General features: G+C 41.0%; 14 protein-coding genes. 8 read left to right on the top strand and 6 right to left on the bottom strand.

What is annotated here, in order from left to right; all coding sequences use genetic code 11:
* The first annotated feature begins 250 nt into the window (after positions 1–250).
* The 4 genes from CSV73_RS09710 to CSV73_RS09695 all read left to right on the top strand — a co-directional run bounded on the left by CSV73_RS09710 (position 251) and on the right by CSV73_RS09695 (position 5,397).
* Positions 251–1,660 carry a YfcC family protein gene (locus CSV73_RS09710; protein ID WP_233191784.1) on the top strand — a complete coding sequence of 470 codons (1,410 nt, stop codon included), beginning with the start codon at positions 251–253 and terminating at the stop codon, positions 1,658–1,660.
* A 272-nt stretch (positions 1,661–1,932) separates the two neighbouring features.
* Positions 1,933–2,949, top strand: coding sequence for a DUF1835 domain-containing protein (locus CSV73_RS09705; RefSeq protein WP_158232331.1), 1,017 nt, complete (start codon positions 1,933–1,935; stop codon positions 2,947–2,949).
* Between the two features lie 167 nt (positions 2,950–3,116).
* On the top strand, positions 3,117–4,268 hold the full coding sequence (locus CSV73_RS09700; protein ID WP_158232330.1) for an S-layer homology domain-containing protein: 1,152 nt from the start codon (positions 3,117–3,119) through the stop codon (positions 4,266–4,268).
* A gap of 451 nt (positions 4,269–4,719) precedes the next feature.
* Positions 4,720–5,397: an FG-GAP repeat domain-containing protein gene (locus CSV73_RS09695; RefSeq protein ID WP_233202871.1), complete on the top strand. Its 678-nt coding sequence runs from the start codon at positions 4,720–4,722 to the stop codon at positions 5,395–5,397.
* Positions 5,398–5,473: 76 nt separating this feature from the next.
* On the opposite strand, the gene CSV73_RS09690 is transcribed toward CSV73_RS09695, so the two are convergent.
* The 4 genes from CSV73_RS09690 to CSV73_RS09675 all read right to left on the bottom strand — a co-directional run bounded on the left by CSV73_RS09690 (position 5,474) and on the right by CSV73_RS09675 (position 9,133).
* Complete coding sequence (locus CSV73_RS09690) at positions 5,474–6,232, bottom strand: hypothetical protein (protein WP_085131534.1); 759 nt, start codon at positions 6,230–6,232, stop codon at positions 5,474–5,476.
* Positions 6,233–6,457: 225 nt separating this feature from the next.
* Positions 6,458–7,354, bottom strand: coding sequence for a glycine betaine ABC transporter substrate-binding protein (locus CSV73_RS09685; protein WP_233202870.1), 897 nt, complete (start codon positions 7,352–7,354; stop codon positions 6,458–6,460).
* Positions 7,351–8,004: an ABC transporter permease gene (locus CSV73_RS09680; RefSeq protein ID WP_099627384.1), complete on the bottom strand. Its 654-nt coding sequence runs from the start codon at positions 8,002–8,004 to the stop codon at positions 7,351–7,353. The genes CSV73_RS09685 and CSV73_RS09680 overlap by 4 nt, the downstream gene beginning before the upstream one ends.
* Entirely contained in the window at positions 7,997–9,133 is a 1,137-nt protein-coding gene (locus CSV73_RS09675; protein WP_099627383.1) for a betaine/proline/choline family ABC transporter ATP-binding protein, read from the bottom strand. The genes CSV73_RS09680 and CSV73_RS09675 overlap by 8 nt, the downstream gene beginning before the upstream one ends.
* 335 nt (positions 9,134–9,468) lie before the next feature.
* Between CSV73_RS09675 and CSV73_RS09670 the strand changes: the two genes are divergently transcribed.
* The 4 genes from CSV73_RS09670 to CSV73_RS09655 all read left to right on the top strand — a co-directional run bounded on the left by CSV73_RS09670 (position 9,469) and on the right by CSV73_RS09655 (position 12,183).
* Positions 9,469–9,732, top strand: a complete 264-nt coding sequence (locus CSV73_RS09670) for a hypothetical protein (protein ID WP_085131531.1) — start codon at positions 9,469–9,471, stop codon at positions 9,730–9,732.
* 297 nt (positions 9,733–10,029) lie between these two features.
* Positions 10,030–10,950 carry a S66 peptidase family protein gene (locus CSV73_RS09665; RefSeq protein ID WP_099627382.1) on the top strand — a complete coding sequence of 307 codons (921 nt, stop codon included), beginning with the start codon at positions 10,030–10,032 and terminating at the stop codon, positions 10,948–10,950.
* A 168-nt stretch (positions 10,951–11,118) separates the two neighbouring features.
* The gene (locus CSV73_RS16585; RefSeq protein ID WP_099627381.1) at positions 11,119–11,268 is read left to right on the top strand and encodes a hypothetical protein; all 150 of its coding nucleotides are present in this window, start codon (positions 11,119–11,121) and stop codon (positions 11,266–11,268) included.
* Positions 11,269–11,517: 249 nt separating this feature from the next.
* The gene (locus CSV73_RS09655; RefSeq protein WP_085131521.1) at positions 11,518–12,183 is read left to right on the top strand and encodes a hypothetical protein; all 666 of its coding nucleotides are present in this window, start codon (positions 11,518–11,520) and stop codon (positions 12,181–12,183) included.
* 77 nt (positions 12,184–12,260) lie between these two features.
* Here the strand turns inward: CSV73_RS09655 and CSV73_RS09650 are convergent, their stop codons facing one another.
* Positions 12,261–13,034: an SDR family NAD(P)-dependent oxidoreductase gene (locus CSV73_RS09650; protein WP_085131520.1), complete on the bottom strand. Its 774-nt coding sequence runs from the start codon at positions 13,032–13,034 to the stop codon at positions 12,261–12,263.
* 237 nt (positions 13,035–13,271) lie between these two features.
* Complete coding sequence (locus CSV73_RS09645) at positions 13,272–15,011, bottom strand: amidohydrolase (protein ID WP_099627380.1); 1,740 nt, start codon at positions 15,009–15,011, stop codon at positions 13,272–13,274.
* Between the last annotated feature and the right edge of the window lie 81 nt (positions 15,012–15,092).

Here is a 15,092-nt window from a genome sequence, read left to right as displayed (position 1 = left end):
CAGAATTAAACTAAAGTTGTGTGGGGACCTGGTACCTTTGGTGAAGGAGGTCTTGATTAATACGAACAAACTATATAGTATAGAACGTATTCGTTTGCCGTAATTGATGGAATCTTTTCATTCTTGAAACTCCTGTTTACTGCGAATGAATAGGAAGGAGATAGGTAACAAGAAAAATAACATCAAAGTTCTAGACTCCAAAAAACAAGTGTGATGAGTCGTTTGAATGGTAAAAAGGAGATACGTTTTAGTGAAAGAAAATGAAGTGAAGAGTGAAAAGAAGAAATTCTCCATGCCCCATATTTTCGTTGTCCTATTTATGATTATTATCTTAGCTTCCCTTGCAAGTTATATCGTACCTGCAGGTGAATACGAGCGTGTGACGATGGAAGACGGTAGGGAGGTTATTAATCCCGACACTTTCGAATTGGTTGAAAGAACACCGGTTGGTCTATTTGACTTTATGTTTGCCATTCCAACTGGGTTGATTGAGACAGCAGAAATTATTTTTGGAGTGTTAATGATTGGCGGTATGTTCGCAGTCATTGAACGAACTGGAATTATTAGTATCGGCGTTGGAAAATTAGCTAATATGTTTTCAACTAGAGGACTATGGGTGATTCCGATCTTGATGATCCCTTTTGCCATTATTACTACGTTTACGGGTCAAGTGGAATTATCCTTAATTTACTTGCCTGCTATTTTACCACTTATGCTTAAATTGGGTTTTGATAAGGTTACAGCAGCAGGAACAGTACTTGTAGCCACAATCTCCGGATTTACTATCGGACTTACATCTCCTCCAAACTTAGGTGTTTCCCAGACGGTTTCTCAACTGCCGTTATATTCTGGAATGGGTTATCGAGTTGTTATTCTTGCTACTATACTTTTAGTTGGTATATTATTCGTCGTTCGCTACGCTAAAAAAGTGCGAAGTAATCCCGAGTTAAGTATTACATATGATGCTTCTGATGTAACTCAGAGTGAAGCAATGCTAGTTACAGATGAGCTGAAAGCAACAACCAGGCAAAAACTTGCTTCTGTTATTGTGTTGATTGCATTTGGCGTTTTACTCTGGGGCTTGTTCGAACACGGCTGGTATTTCCGGGAACTATCTGGTTTATATATTATGACCGGGATCGTTGTGGGTCTGGTTGCAGGTCTCGGAGTATCTCAAATTTCGGAATCATTTATAGAGGGTTTTAAAAATATCCTTTTAGGAGCGTTAGTCGTTGGTGTTGCACGTGGAGTCGCAGTTGTGCTAAATGATGGAAATATTATGGATACGATCACATATGCAGCTGGGAATCTAGTAGCAGCAATGCCAAGTAGTGTTACCGCCACGATTATGTTAGTCGTCCAAGCGTTACTGAACTTCCTGATTCCATCGGGAAGTGGACAAGCGATGGTTACTATGCCCATTATGTCTGGGCTTGCAGACTTGTCAGGTGTATCTAGACAAACAGCAGTCCTTGCATTCTTATTCGGAGATGGTTTCTCCAACATCTTCTACCCGACGTCAGGATACTTTATGGCAGCTTTAGCAATTGTCGGTATCCAGTGGAGCAAATGGGTGAAATTCATTTGGCCACTCCTTTTAATATGGTATGGGCTTGCCATTGTATTCTTAGTCATTGCTCAACTGATTAATTATGCTTAAGGGATAGGCGAACTATCGCTCCTCGAACAGATCAAAAAGCAGGTACCTATGCAAGAAACACCCATGAATGTTTAAACCATCATGAGAGTTTCAAGCGCAGGTACCTGTATTCATGTTCTCTTCGAATTCCACGCTTCTTATTTCAGGAAATCATCAGTTTTGAAACGAGTACCAGGTCCCGACACAATTCGGAAACCATTCTGAATTGTGTTTAAGTTGTGTGCGGACCTGGTACTTTTTACAAGAAAGCAACCAAAAGGAGTACAATGCAAATGAATGAAAATTACCAACCAAGAAAACCATTCACTCCGCAACAAGCAAAAACAATTGTCGAGCAGCTGTTCATTCAAGCGGAGCGATTGGACGATACGGCGCTTGGGCAAATAACAAGGTCGCTGCTCTCTGTGGATGAAATTCGCCCACAAACCGTCCACATCGTCTTTGATCGTGCGTTTGCGGGAGCTCTACGACATGCATTCCGCAAAGAGCCCTTAAAGTCAACCGAGCAAATCATATCACTACCCGACATCCTATCAATCGGTCCAGTTGAATCACTCCATACAGATGAGGGAATCAAGAATCGATTCTGTTGGCTTCAAGAACATCTTCGTGGTGACATCCAAGAACAAGAGAACGAATTCCGTTGTGCGGTACAGGATATCAAACGCATTCCTCCACACTTACCAATCATCCTCTGGGCAGGTAATAACGCAGCAGAACAAACTGGCCTGCGATTTGCCACTTACCTCCTGAGTGGTCGGCCAAATGAAATCAGCGAACTCAACACGACCAAAGCATTCGAATCTCTGTACAGAACCACAAAGCATAGCGAAGAAATTCACATCCTACGTTCTAGTGAACTGTCGCCTGAACAGCTGCTCGAACTGTACGCGCACTACGAACCATGGAAATGGAATCCAGCCCGCCGCATAGCAATTGAACAGGAAGGCAAATCACTCATGTATGATGGGTCTTACTTACGAACTTGGCAATACGACGAACTGTGGAGCTCGGATGAAGATCGCCACGACTCGTTCATCATGGAATGTGCACGTCAGCTACAATCGGAGTATCCCGGTGAATATTACAACGTACTGCGTCTCATTGGACAAGTATATGGAGAACTAGAACAGTACACAGGTGATACGTGGATTGAATACCGTGTAAAGGAACTGATCCGGCACGGAGAGCTCGCGTCCAAAGGGGATCTTGGGGACTGGCGGAAATATGAGATCGGGGTAATAGAAGATCATCGTACTATTCCTAACATAGATCGTGATGGACTTTGAAATAATCCTGATCTGATACTTACAAACCAAACGATAGAAAAACTGTGAAAAACAGTTGCTCTATCGTTTTTTTATTTCTCGAAAATAAAATGAAACTATATACACTAACCTACGTCTATACCGCGAACAAATACATAAAAACATTAAAAGACAGGGGAGATCAGACGATGAAAAAGAAATTATTAGGCGGGTTGTGTGCGCTACTACTGGCGTGCAGCCTACCTTTATCCGCAGCACACGCAGAAAGTAGCCAGCCGTTCAAGGATGTGCCGCCGTCAAAGCATTTTGCGGATGCAGTGAATGAGTTGGCTGAGCGTAACATCATAGGTGGCTATCCAGACGGGACGTTCAAGCCGGGGAATTCGATTACGCGAGGACAAGCAGCGGCGATTATTGCGAAGATGAGAGGTCTGGATACATCGGATGTAAAAGGACAGAAATTCAAAGATGTACCCGCGTCTCATGGTTTTTATAAAGCGATTGTGAAAATGGCGGAAGAAGGAATGATCGGTGGTTATCCGGACGGCAGTTTCAAACCGAATGAGCCGATTAAGCGTAAAAATATGGCTGCGATTCTTGTGAAAGCATTTGATTTACCACGTAGTGTGGATGTAAAAAACCCGTTCAAAGGGGAAGTCGGCATTACAAATGACGTACTTGTGATTTACCAGCTCGGCATTACTTCGGGTACATCTCCTACAACATTCAGCCCGAACGCATCGATTACACGAGGGCAAGCCGCGAAAATGCTTGCGGCGACAGAGCAAGTAATGATGAAGAATGCCGTGACAGTGGAAGTGGGCGATTTAGGATGGGATACCATCGAATCGATTCTCACAGATGAAGTGAATCCGGGCGTATTCCGAGCAGTGAAAGGGAAGAAAGATGGCATGCAAGATCAAGTTCAACTAATTCCGATCAAGGAAGGAAAAGGTGGATTTGTCATTGCGGGAAGAGCGGGAAATGAATGGATGTATCAGAAGTATTATGTTCATGTGAAAAAAGAGGGCAGCGATCTACGTTTGACGTTAGAAAAGACGGATGATTCACTGCCAACAGAGGTAGCGCTCAATACGAAATATAAAACGGTGGAAAATATAGCTCTCGCCAAAGTAGATGGTGAGAAAATCTCTGACAACGTAAAAATAGAAAGAAATGAATACAATTTTACGTATATTATGCTTGAAAAGCCAGGTGACTATATCGCGACAATCCGCTTTGCGAATGGAAAAGAAGTTCGATACAGTGTGACAGCTTTTGAAGTTAAGGACAGCTTTTTCTATGGCGCATATGCCATGGAAATAGGGCCGGCTGATTGAAGTGGGTATCAGGTTCCGACACAGCTTGGAAACTATTCAGAATTGTGTCGAAATTGTGCGTGTACCTGGTACCTTTTGTAATTCAACGAGTGGACAGTTAGGGGAAAGAGCTGTATGGATTGGTGAAACGTGTAAAAAAACTAAGTGAGTATACGAGGTCCCGAAACAATTCCTGATTGTTTCGGGACCTGTTTAATTTAAAGTAAGTACCAAGTCCCCACACAACTATGTAAGTGGAAATAATATATTTAAAAATGCCTATCCGGAATAGTGAAAATCCTCTTTTGGTTTTCTTAACATTGGAGTATTTTTTTCTGTGTTATGGAATTGGTTACTTATTCATTAGAAGAAAATCAACTAGACTGTATCGGCATATTATACAATGAACATCGATTACATTTGAATAGGAGAGATTGAGGTTAACGGCAAACGTACATTGTTGGATATGAAAATGGGAGATGTCAACGGGGATGGTATTTTGGACACCGTTTATTTGTATGGTCAGTTCGATGGGCCACCAGGTATTTATGCTGATAACATTACGATTGTGATACATGATGGACGGTCAACTAAAAGTACAACCGTCCATCTGAAAAATAACGCGGGCTATAATGCGCGCTTGTTTCTTGGGGATTTTAACAAAGATGGTGTCCTTGACATGATGGTAAGTATGGACATGGGCGGCAGTGGGGGATATCGTATTTTTTATATCTATTCCTTTAGAAATGACAGGTTACAGGAATTGTTCAACAGTGATCATTACGATGAAAAGTATGAATTCGAAGCACATTATGAGGATTTTTATAAAGTGCGTGTGGAAAGTTCACAGCTTAACGTTTTATTCATCATAGACATAGGTAACAGAGGCATTGATTATTTATCCCAGTTTTATAATGGTAATGGGATATTAAAAAATCCAGTTCAAGGCGGAGTTCTTGGGATAGGAGCCTTATTTCCAATTAATACAACAAACACTAATAATTATTTTGATTTATTAGCCATGCAACGTATTATTGGGCCAACTAATTCAGATACATTAGGATATGTTGAAAATCTATTGACGTGGCAAGATGTCGAATTTATTTCAAATCGACTGACTGTGTCTGTATTTGATGTGAATCTTAACTGAGGTGCTAGGTCCCAACGCAAATCGGAAACAATTCTGAATTGATCTGGATTTGTGTGCGAACCTGGTACCTTTAAAACTAATACTCCTCAGTATACTTTTTCTTAGCTTCATCGAAAATTTTAATTTGAGCAGAAAATGTTAGTGCATAGATCGTGATGACTATTGATAATAAGCTGACTCCATTAAATAAGGTGATGGAATCCTGGTTTTCTAGCCAAGCAAATAAACTTTTTAATGCCTGAGATTCTTCAAATTCTACTTTGGACTTCCACTTCTTCATACCAAATAAAGTGAAATATGCTATGAGTATGACAGATAATAAACTGTTCACAATGGTGATATTCAAATACTGCTTTTGTCTATCCAAGTCCATAGTTTTTGAGATTTCTTTCAAGCTCAATTCCTCTACTTCATCCTCATTGTTTTCCTTTTCTGAAGGAAACACTCGCTTAAGTACAAGGAAGTAAATGAAGTTAAATAAATAAATCAGTAAAATATATACCGCTGCCAGATAAGCAAAGAAGCCTATCACGTAGCCATATCCTGCTGCGTTTAAATTCGGAGTAAGTAAAGAATAAAAAGCGGCAATGGAGACTGTTAGAAAGAACGAGAGTGAAATTCCGTAATATTTTGGATAAGTTCTTTCCTTTTTATGTTTGCGATACCATATGGCTAAAAATAAGACGATCGCGAATACCATATAGAAAATAAATAAAATCGGTAATTTGCTATGAAAGGTCAAGCTTATTGGGACGGCAAAAAACATCAAGATATATAGTGGAATCTCCATACCACTCAATTTTCTAAAGTCTGCTAACTTCCAAGCTTTTCTCACTATCATCCCTCACTTGTACTAATAGGTAGTATATTCTTAACAATCGTTACCTTTAGTATATCAGTAAAGGAAGCACTACATATGGTTCTATTTTGAAACGGGTACCAGGTCCTGACACAATTCAGAAACTATTCTGAATTGTGTTGAAGTTGTGTGCGGACCTGGTACCGTCTACGAAAAAACAGCGCATTTCTTGTTTACACACAAGAAATGCGCTGTTTCCATTTACTTCTCTTCAATTAACCCACTATCCACCAAGAATTCCTTGGCGACGAGTTCAACCATAATACCGTCATTATCGACTTTTCCATTCATGACTTGCATGGTTTCTTCATCGATTTTACCTTCGAGAAGGCCGAGAATTTCTTTAAGTTCTGGGTATTCTTTGAGTGTTTCATCCCGTACTAACGGCAGTGCGTGGTAGGGAGGGAAGTACGATTTGTCATCTTCTAACACGCGTAGATTCGCAATCGCCAGCTGTCCATCTGTCGTGTAGGAGTTAATAACATCTACTTCATTTGCACCAATCGCGCGATACATCATGCCGTGGTCCATTCCTTTGACATCTTTAAACGCAATGTCATATTCCGTTTGGAAACCAGGTAATCCATCTGGCCGGTCAATAAATTCGAACACTGCGCCCAATGTAAAGTCTTTCGAAACTTTAGCGAAATCACTAAACGTCACAAGGCCGAGCTCTTCAGCTTTCGCCTCATCCAATGCTAGTGTATACGTATTATTGAATCCGAACGTACCGAGTGCGGTGATATGGTCACCTGCGACAAGTCTTTTGGTCGTTGCTAATGTTTCTTCAGCTGTCCCGGGTTCTTCGTGGTAATACGTTACCACAATAGTTCCCGTATAGTCAGGGATGACATCGATATGGTCATTTGTCATGGCGTTCCAAACGACCGACGAGCCACCCAGGTTTTCTTTGTAGAGAATATCTATACCTAATCTATCCTCAATTAATTGTCCCATTATGTGAGACAAAATAATACTTTCGGTATTATTCCGGGAACCGAGTCTAAGTGAATCTTTTTCATTGAATATACAGCCTGAAAGTAGGCTGGCCAGTAAGATTGTGACAAGTAATAGTGTAAGTTTGTTTTTTAACATCATTTCAATCCTTCCGGCGTCGTCCAACGTTCAACGGCGCTAAAGAACGTTTCAAGGGCAATCGCAAGGATCGCCGCTGGAATGGCTCCAAGTAAAATCAATCCGTCAATTCCACGTGTAATTCCGAGGAAAATGAAGTCGCCGAGCCCACCTGCTCCGATGAATGCTGCCAGTGTCGCGTTACCGACGTTAATGACCGCAGCTGTTCGAATTCCGGCCATAATAATAGGGACTGCAAGAGGCAATTCTACTTTAAACAAAATTTGCATGCTCGTCATACCCATACCTCTCGCGGCTTCGATTGTAGCTGGATCCACGTCTTTAATTCCCGTGTATGTGTTTCGCATAATAGGCAGTAAAGAGTAAAGGAATAACGCAGCAATTGCGGTTTTCACGCCAATTCCGAAGATAGGAATCATAAAACCCAGTACAGCTAAACTAGGGATGGTTTGCATGATGCCTGCCGCGCCAAGGACTCCAGTTTTAAGTTTTGGTACGCGCGTAATGAGAATCCCGAGCGTTACAGCAATGAGCACCGCGAGGATCATCGAGAAGAATACGAGTTGAATATGGATGGACGTTGCTTCGAGCACTTCCGGCCAGCGCAATTTGGTTTGTTCCACTAGTTGTTGCCATATATTTAAATCATTCATGTAGATCGGCCCCCTTATCTGTCCATTGACTAGACATCGCAGAGAGTAAGGAGCCGCGGTTGACGAGTCCTACCAGTGTATGATGTTCATCAACAATTGGAATCATGCCGAACGGTGAGGTATCCATCATGATAATGGCATCTTTCGCTGTTGCCGTATCCACTAAAAAAGGTACGGCTGGCTTCATCACTTCATCAATGGTTTTAATGCCATCTACATTTTTAATTAAATCGTAAGCAGAAACAATCCCGAGTAGCTTCTTATGATCATCTATGACGAGAAGATCTGTTATTTTTCGTTGACGTATAAGCGAAATGGCTCGTTCTGGAGAAATGTTGGAACGGGTAGTGACAACTTTCTCTGCCATTATTTCCGTAACAGGCATCAGTTCAGGGTTTTGGATAATTCGATGCTTACCCATAAATTCTTCTACAAAGCCGTGAGCGGGTTCGTGTAGTAATTTCTCTGGAGTGTCTAACTGAAGTAAATTGCCGTCTTTCATAATAGCAATACGATCGCCCATCTTTAACGCTTCGTCCATGTCGTGTGTAACAAAGACAATGGTCTTCTTTAACTTTTTGTGTAGCTTAAGTAATTCTTCTTGCAGCTGTTCACGTGTAATGGGATCAAGTGCACTGAATGGTTCATCCATTAAAATAACATCCGGATCTGCTGCAAGCGCTCTCGCAATGCCGACACGTTGTTGTTGTCCACCTGATAATTCTTTCGGATAACGTGTAGCATATATTTCGGGATCAAGCCCGACTAGTTCAAGTAATTCTATTACACGTGTTTTAATTTCTTTTTCATCCCAATTTTTGAGTTGGGGTACAATAGAAATATTCTTTTCAATCGTATAATGAGGAAAAAGACCGATTTGCTGAATGACATAACCAATATTTCTGCGGAGTTCAGCGGCGTTGTAAGATTTGATATCTTTGCCGTTGATAGAAATTTTCCCACTGGTGTGTGGAATAATCCGGTTAATCATTTTCATTGTAGTAGACTTGCCTGAACCACTAGGTCCTATCAGAACTAGTAATTCACCTTCAGCAATCTCGAAGTTGACAGATTTCACGGCTTGAAATCCACCTTCGTACACTTTGGTAACGTTTTCAAACTTAAGCATAAGTACCTCCTGTATGTAATTAAAAGCAAATCCGGATTTCTCTAATCTTTTAGAAATTAGGATTTAAAAAATAGACGTCACTCCTTAATAAATTAAGAAAGTCGTCTGAGATAATATCTTAACATATTAGTAAAGTTTGTTCAAGAATTGATTAGGTGCCAGGTCCCAACACAAATCATATACAATTCTGAATAGTTCTGTAATTGTGTATGGACCTGGTACCTTTTGTATTTGATTTCACGAGTAAATACGTATAAAATATACTTCTGTACTCTTATAAAATACTGAAGAGGTACGAGTGTACATATGAATAAATGTTTTAGTGGAGGGTCTTTATGAAATATAGAATTAGTAATAAGCAAGTATTCGAGCAAGCACAGTTGCGATCGGTGTCTGATGTGCCATTCACTGAAGAAGAACTTCAAAACGGTATGAAGTTGGCGGTCGCTAAGGAAGATTCTACATTGGCGCTATATTTAGTAGAGGTTGACGGTCAAAAGAAATTTGAAGTTCGTTGGGATGATTCGCACGAGCTTTTCACCGGCTGGTATTCGGCGTGGGAAAATTTCACGTGGTGTTTAGATATCGTAGGGGACTGATTTCACAGATAGTTGTGTACAAAACTATGCATCCAAATACTCTAAAAAAGACTCCGCAGGTTTATGCAAACTGGCGGAGTTTTTTGTGTTTTCAAGGTACCAGGTCCCCACACAATTCGGAAACAATTCAGAATTGTACGAGAGTTGTGTGGGGACCTGGTACCGTTCGCAGGTACCGTTCGCAACCGTTTTCGTTCCCCTGGTACCGTTTCCAGTCCCCAAAAAAGCCACACAAACATATGCTAATACAAAAGAAAAAGTTTGTGCTACTGACAAGGGGAGAGGAGCTACTAGTTCATGGCTACGAAACCGCAACAATTAAAAAGAGGCGACACAGTAGGCGTTGTGACGCTTGGAAGTCCGCTGGCGGCTAATCGCATTACGGAAGGGATTCGGATGTTGCAAGGAATGGGATATAAAGTCGTGGTGGGAGAGCATGTGTATTCCGCTAATGGATTTCTTGCAGCGACTCCTCGGCAAAGGGCTTCGGACTTAATGAAGATGTTTAAAAATCCAGAAGTGAAATGGATTTTACCTACTCGCGGTGGAGTCGGGGTGGCAGGGATTTTACCATTTCTGGATTTCAACGTCATTAAGCAAAATCCTAAAATTGTTTCGGGATATAGCGACATCACGATTTTATTAAATGTATTGTTTGAATACGCTGATCTTATCAGTTTTCAAAGTTTGTTATTGTTAGACTTTAGTCCAGGAACGCCTTCATATAATTTCAATCAATTCTTTACAGCGACATCAAATGTTAAGGCGCCTTGGCAGATTATGAATCCGTCTGAAGTTCCGTTGATTGGATTAGTTCCAGGAAACGTTACAGGACCGATTGTAGGCGGGAATCTCACGTCATTCGTGGGCACATTAGGCACATCGTTTGAGATTAATACAGAAGGCCGAATTCTTCTGTTGGAAGAAACGCACGAGCCGGTCAATACGGTGTATCGATACTTAAATCACTTGGCGATGGCAGGGAAATTTGATGATTGTGTAGGCATCATTATGGGACAATGCACGAACTGTCAATCTGCCTACGGGAAAAGCTACGAAGATTTGATCAATGAATTTCTAGTTCCACTAGGCAAACCTTTATTGACCAACCTAGCCAGCGCACATAGTTTCTATAAAGCCACAGTTCCTATTGGGGCGAGTGTTCGGATGGATACGGTGAATCGAACGTTGACGGTGATGGAGCCAGTAGTAAAGTAGGTGTCACGTCCATATACAATTCATTCACATACATTATTTATTTTTTACTATTATCCGTAAGATTTAGGGTATACTAATAAAGTAAGAAGGTCTGTTTGGTAAAATAAGGTAACGTGTATAAGTTGAATAGATGTTCTCTCAAGACGACAAGAATAGTAGGTGAATCATATGGGAAAGTATCAATTGGATAGCAAAGGCAAGGCGTCTGTAGCGAAGTATCATGAAAAGAACAAGCCAGCGCTATTTGATAAAAAGAAGCATCTTGAAAAAATACGTACGGCGTATTTGGAAAAAAAGCAAAAACAAGCAGATGAATAAGTGAGATTAAGTGCTCGTATAACTCGAGAACTATTTTGAATGGTACTGGCACGGATCATATGCATACATGGAGAACTCTCAGCATTTATTGCTTGGAGTTTTTTGTATTCATCTAACACAATCGTTAGGGAAATATGTTATAAACGATCCGATTTAATATCGTAAATCCATAATTATTGTTATGATGTGTTTATATTCTGAAGAAAAGATAGTTGCCATCAGAAAATACTTAAGAAGGTGTGAATTCCATTGAATCTTTTAAATGTTAGAAAAGGCCAATTTGTTTATTACCAAAATAAGCTGCATCAAGTCTACTCTGTGAAAGCTTTTTTTAAGCAGTCGGTTCACTTGGTTCGACTAGAAGATTTTGAACAACAACTGGCAACGGCTAAAGAAATTACTTTGTATAAACCAAAACATATGGACAGTTTTGTAGTGAATCATAAACGATATACATTGCATAAAGATGAGAAGGCTAAAGTAGGCGATTATATTTTAATCATCAACCCTCAGCCAGATTCTTTAGATTATCACTATCTCCACGCGATTGAAATGGTGTCTTCCATTGAACGAAACGGCGTCATCAGCAATAAATCCAATGGAATTAAACATAATGAATATTGGGTGATGATCCCTGGGTTTAAGGAAGGCGCGAATATTATTGATTTGGAAGTACCAGATGTCAATTATATAACTGAACATGGAAACGAACAGTTGGAAATCCTCACACCTGAAGCGCATATACCTAAAGTAGGTGATGTCTACCAATCTAACAACAGTGTTCCCCCTCTACAGGCGATGGTTATCGCAGTACAAGGCGAAACACTTTATTTAGGCGGAGATATTGAAGTGAAAATGAATGAATTGACGGATAGTAATTCATGGAGTTTAGTTCACAGCATACCGAGTCTGTAATCTCAGGTAAGTGCCAAACAATAAAAAGAGTGGACCAGGTTTCCTACCTGATCCACTTTTTCTATAATTTATATAAATTACTGTTGCATATTACCCGCGGTATATCCGCCATCTACTGCAAGTGTTACACCACTAATGGATCTTGCAAGGTCTGAGCATAGGAATACGACGGCATTTGCTTGTTCTTCTGCGGTAGACATTCTTCCAGCTGGAAGGGATGCAAGTACTGCCTCGTATTGTGCAGTGGAAGTTTTAGACCAGTTTTCAATCGCTGGTGTAATCGTAGCACCTGGAGCGATTGAGTTAATCGTAATTCCTTTTTGACCGTATTCCAATGCAACTGACTTAGTTAAACCGGTAATAGCATGTTTGGATGCAGTATATGGTGCCATATTTGGAGAGCCTTGAAGACCCGAACCTGATGATGTGTTGACGATTGCACCACCGCCAGTTTTCAGCATAGCATTTACTTCATGCTTGATGCAGTAAAATGTGCCGTACAAATTGACTTTCAATGTAATATCCCAGTCTTTTGAATCCAATTCACCAATTGGCTTTTGCCCTTTGTTAATGCCCGCATTGTTATGGGCAAAGTCGAGCTTGCCAAATGTTTCAACCGTTTTATTGACGAGTTGAATTACTTGCTCCTCGTCACTTACGTCACATTTGAAAAAGGCTGCTTCACCGCCAAGGTCTTTAATAATTTGTACAGTTTCGTGCCCTGTTTCTTCACTCACATCTGAAATCATGACTTTCGCACCCGCTTTTGCCAATGCGACTGCAGTTGCTCTACCTATTCCTGACCCCGATGCTGTAACTAATCCTGCTTTACCTTCCATAATTCCTATCATGAAAACACTCCTTTTATGTCAGTATTTATTAATTTGTACAAGGCCAATATACGCCCTAATTAAAGTTGAATCAACTATATAGTTTAATGTCTAACTAAGCGAAGTATACTACGTGCCAATAAAATGTTAAAACCATGTTGAATGGATGTAGCACAGCTGGCAAATGTGATCTACCTTTTAGAAGGTGAGGAAAAAGCAATAAGGGAAAAGCTTCAAAAAGCTTTTCCCTTATTTGAGTTACTTACTACTGCTAGTCGAGACGGGGAAAATGATCTGATCATTGACTATCGTTTCATGTACACGGATATCCTTGATTTTTTCAGGCTTGACCGTTAGTGGATTTTCATCCAAAATCACGAAATCTGCTAGTTTTCCGACTTCAATTGAACCTTTCTTCTGTTCTTCGAAGTTTTGCCAAGCCGCATCGCTTGTTACGGACTTGAGTGCTTGCATAGGCGTGATTCGTTGTTCAGGACCAATGATTTCACCACTTCTTGATGTCCTGTTTACTGCTGACCAAATAGCCTGTAGCGGAGACATCGGCACAACGAATGTATCTAAATGGATAGAAAACTTGATGTCTCTGTCAATTGTTGATTGGAGAGGGCTCATCCTAGAAGCGCGCTCTGGGCCCATAAATGTGTCTCGATGCTGATCACCCCAATAATACGTGTGGGAGACGAAGTAGGAAGGTGTGATCCCGAGCTCTTTCATGGAATCCAGCTGATCTTCTCTAGCCATTTGTGCATGTTCGATTCTATGGCGGGCATCAGGGCGCGGAAATTCTTCTTGAGCGATCCGGTATGCTTCAATAATATCGTCAATGGCCGCATCGCCATTTCCGTGAACTGCAATTTGGTATCCAGCTTGATGGAGAGTTTTTACGCGTTCGATCAGTACTTCTTTATCCATTCCAGGATACCCTTTATAATCAGGGTCATTAGCAGGTGTCTTATGATAGGGTTCTGTTAAATACCCCGTGTACCCTTGGATAGAACCATCATAAGAAATTTTTACTGGTCCCAGTTTGAACCTGTCGCTACCGAATCCTGTTGTGAATCCACCTTCTTCACCAGGCGATATCATTCCACCCCAGCCAGCTCCCATGGCGGTGATTCGAATAGGAATTACATTGCGTTCTATAAGATTTTGAAGGTTTCTCATAGCAGATTTATCTACACCGGCAATAATGGAAGTCGTCACACCTGCTGAGGCATATTGTTCCACTGCATGAATTGTAGCGCTTTCATTTTGTTCTTGTGTAATAGGAGGAATGATCTTGCTCACTAGATCCGTCGCATGCTCCTCTAAAATTCCATTTGGTTCTCCTGTTTTCGGATCTCTGACTATCGTGCCGCCTTTAGGGTCGGCTGTTTCTTTCGTAATTCCTGCCAATTGTAAAGCTTTCGAATTTACGACAGCTAAATGGCCGGATGAATGCATGATGTGGATGGGATGCGTAGTTGAAATCTTATCCAAATCCTCGCGTGTCGGATGTCTTCCTTCTTTCATAAGCGTTTGATCATATCCTTGACCTTGTATCCAATCACCTTCTGCAGCATCTTTCCCCCACTCTTTCATAACATCAATCAAATCTGCGATGCTAGTAATCTCGCCGACGGGTGGGCTGTTCAAATCAGCAAAGACGATGTCATGTAATCCGGAAGCCGGGAAATGACTATGCGTATCATAAAATCCGGGAAGTATCGTTTTTCCTTTTAAGTCTTTCATGACGGTATCCCGTCCTTGCAATTGACTCATCTCTTTGTCAGTACCGACTGCAATGACTTTGCCGTTTTTTACAGCGATGGCTTCAGCCGAGGATTCATCGCTGTCCATCGTCAAGACGGTTCCGTTATGGTAGATGGTGTCGGGAGCAAGAGGGTCCAATTTTTTCGGCAAAGTATTTGCAGAAAGACCTACTAGAATTACACTAGCGAGTACAAGCGTGGTGGTGATCATCAGTTTGTTAGCCATAATCCATCCTCTTTTCCATATATGTAAGTAAGTTTCTGCTTTTTATCCATTTTCTCCTTTCCTGGAAAAAATATCTTGCTA

This window comes from Sporosarcina sp. P1 (assembly GCF_002743155.1).
GTDB classification, from domain to species: domain Bacteria; phylum Bacillota; class Bacilli; order Bacillales_A; family Planococcaceae; genus Sporosarcina; species Sporosarcina ureae_B.
Note: the sequence above shows the minus strand (reverse complement) of the source record. Positions and strands in the feature narration are given on the sequence as shown.

Bases quoted from the DNA above. Each gene is read 5' to 3' on its own strand.
- CSV73_RS09670 (WP_085131531.1), top strand. From the start codon at position 9,469: ATGAAATATAGAATTAGTAATAAGCAAGTATTCGAGCAAGCACAGTTG.
- CSV73_RS09685 (WP_233202870.1), bottom strand. From the start codon at position 7,354: ATGATGTTAAAAAACAAACTTACACTATTACTTGTCACAATCTTACTG.
- CSV73_RS09680 (WP_099627384.1), bottom strand. From the start codon at position 8,004: ATGAATGATTTAAATATATGGCAACAACTAGTGGAACAAACCAAATTG.
- CSV73_RS09665 (WP_099627382.1), top strand. From the start codon at position 10,030: ATGGCTACGAAACCGCAACAATTAAAAAGAGGCGACACAGTAGGCGTT.
- CSV73_RS09700 (WP_158232330.1), top strand. From the start codon at position 3,117: ATGAAAAAGAAATTATTAGGCGGGTTGTGTGCGCTACTACTGGCGTGC.
- CSV73_RS09695 (WP_233202871.1), top strand. From the start codon at position 4,720: ATGGGAGATGTCAACGGGGATGGTATTTTGGACACCGTTTATTTGTAT.
- CSV73_RS16585 (WP_099627381.1), top strand. From the start codon at position 11,119: ATGGGAAAGTATCAATTGGATAGCAAAGGCAAGGCGTCTGTAGCGAAG.
- CSV73_RS09645 (WP_099627380.1), bottom strand. From the start codon at position 15,011: ATGGCTAACAAACTGATGATCACCACCACGCTTGTACTCGCTAGTGTA.
- CSV73_RS09675 (WP_099627383.1), bottom strand. From the start codon at position 9,133: ATGCTTAAGTTTGAAAACGTTACCAAAGTGTACGAAGGTGGATTTCAA.
- CSV73_RS09705 (WP_158232331.1), top strand. From the start codon at position 1,933: ATGAATGAAAATTACCAACCAAGAAAACCATTCACTCCGCAACAAGCA.
- CSV73_RS09650 (WP_085131520.1), bottom strand. From the start codon at position 13,034: ATGATAGGAATTATGGAAGGTAAAGCAGGATTAGTTACAGCATCGGGG.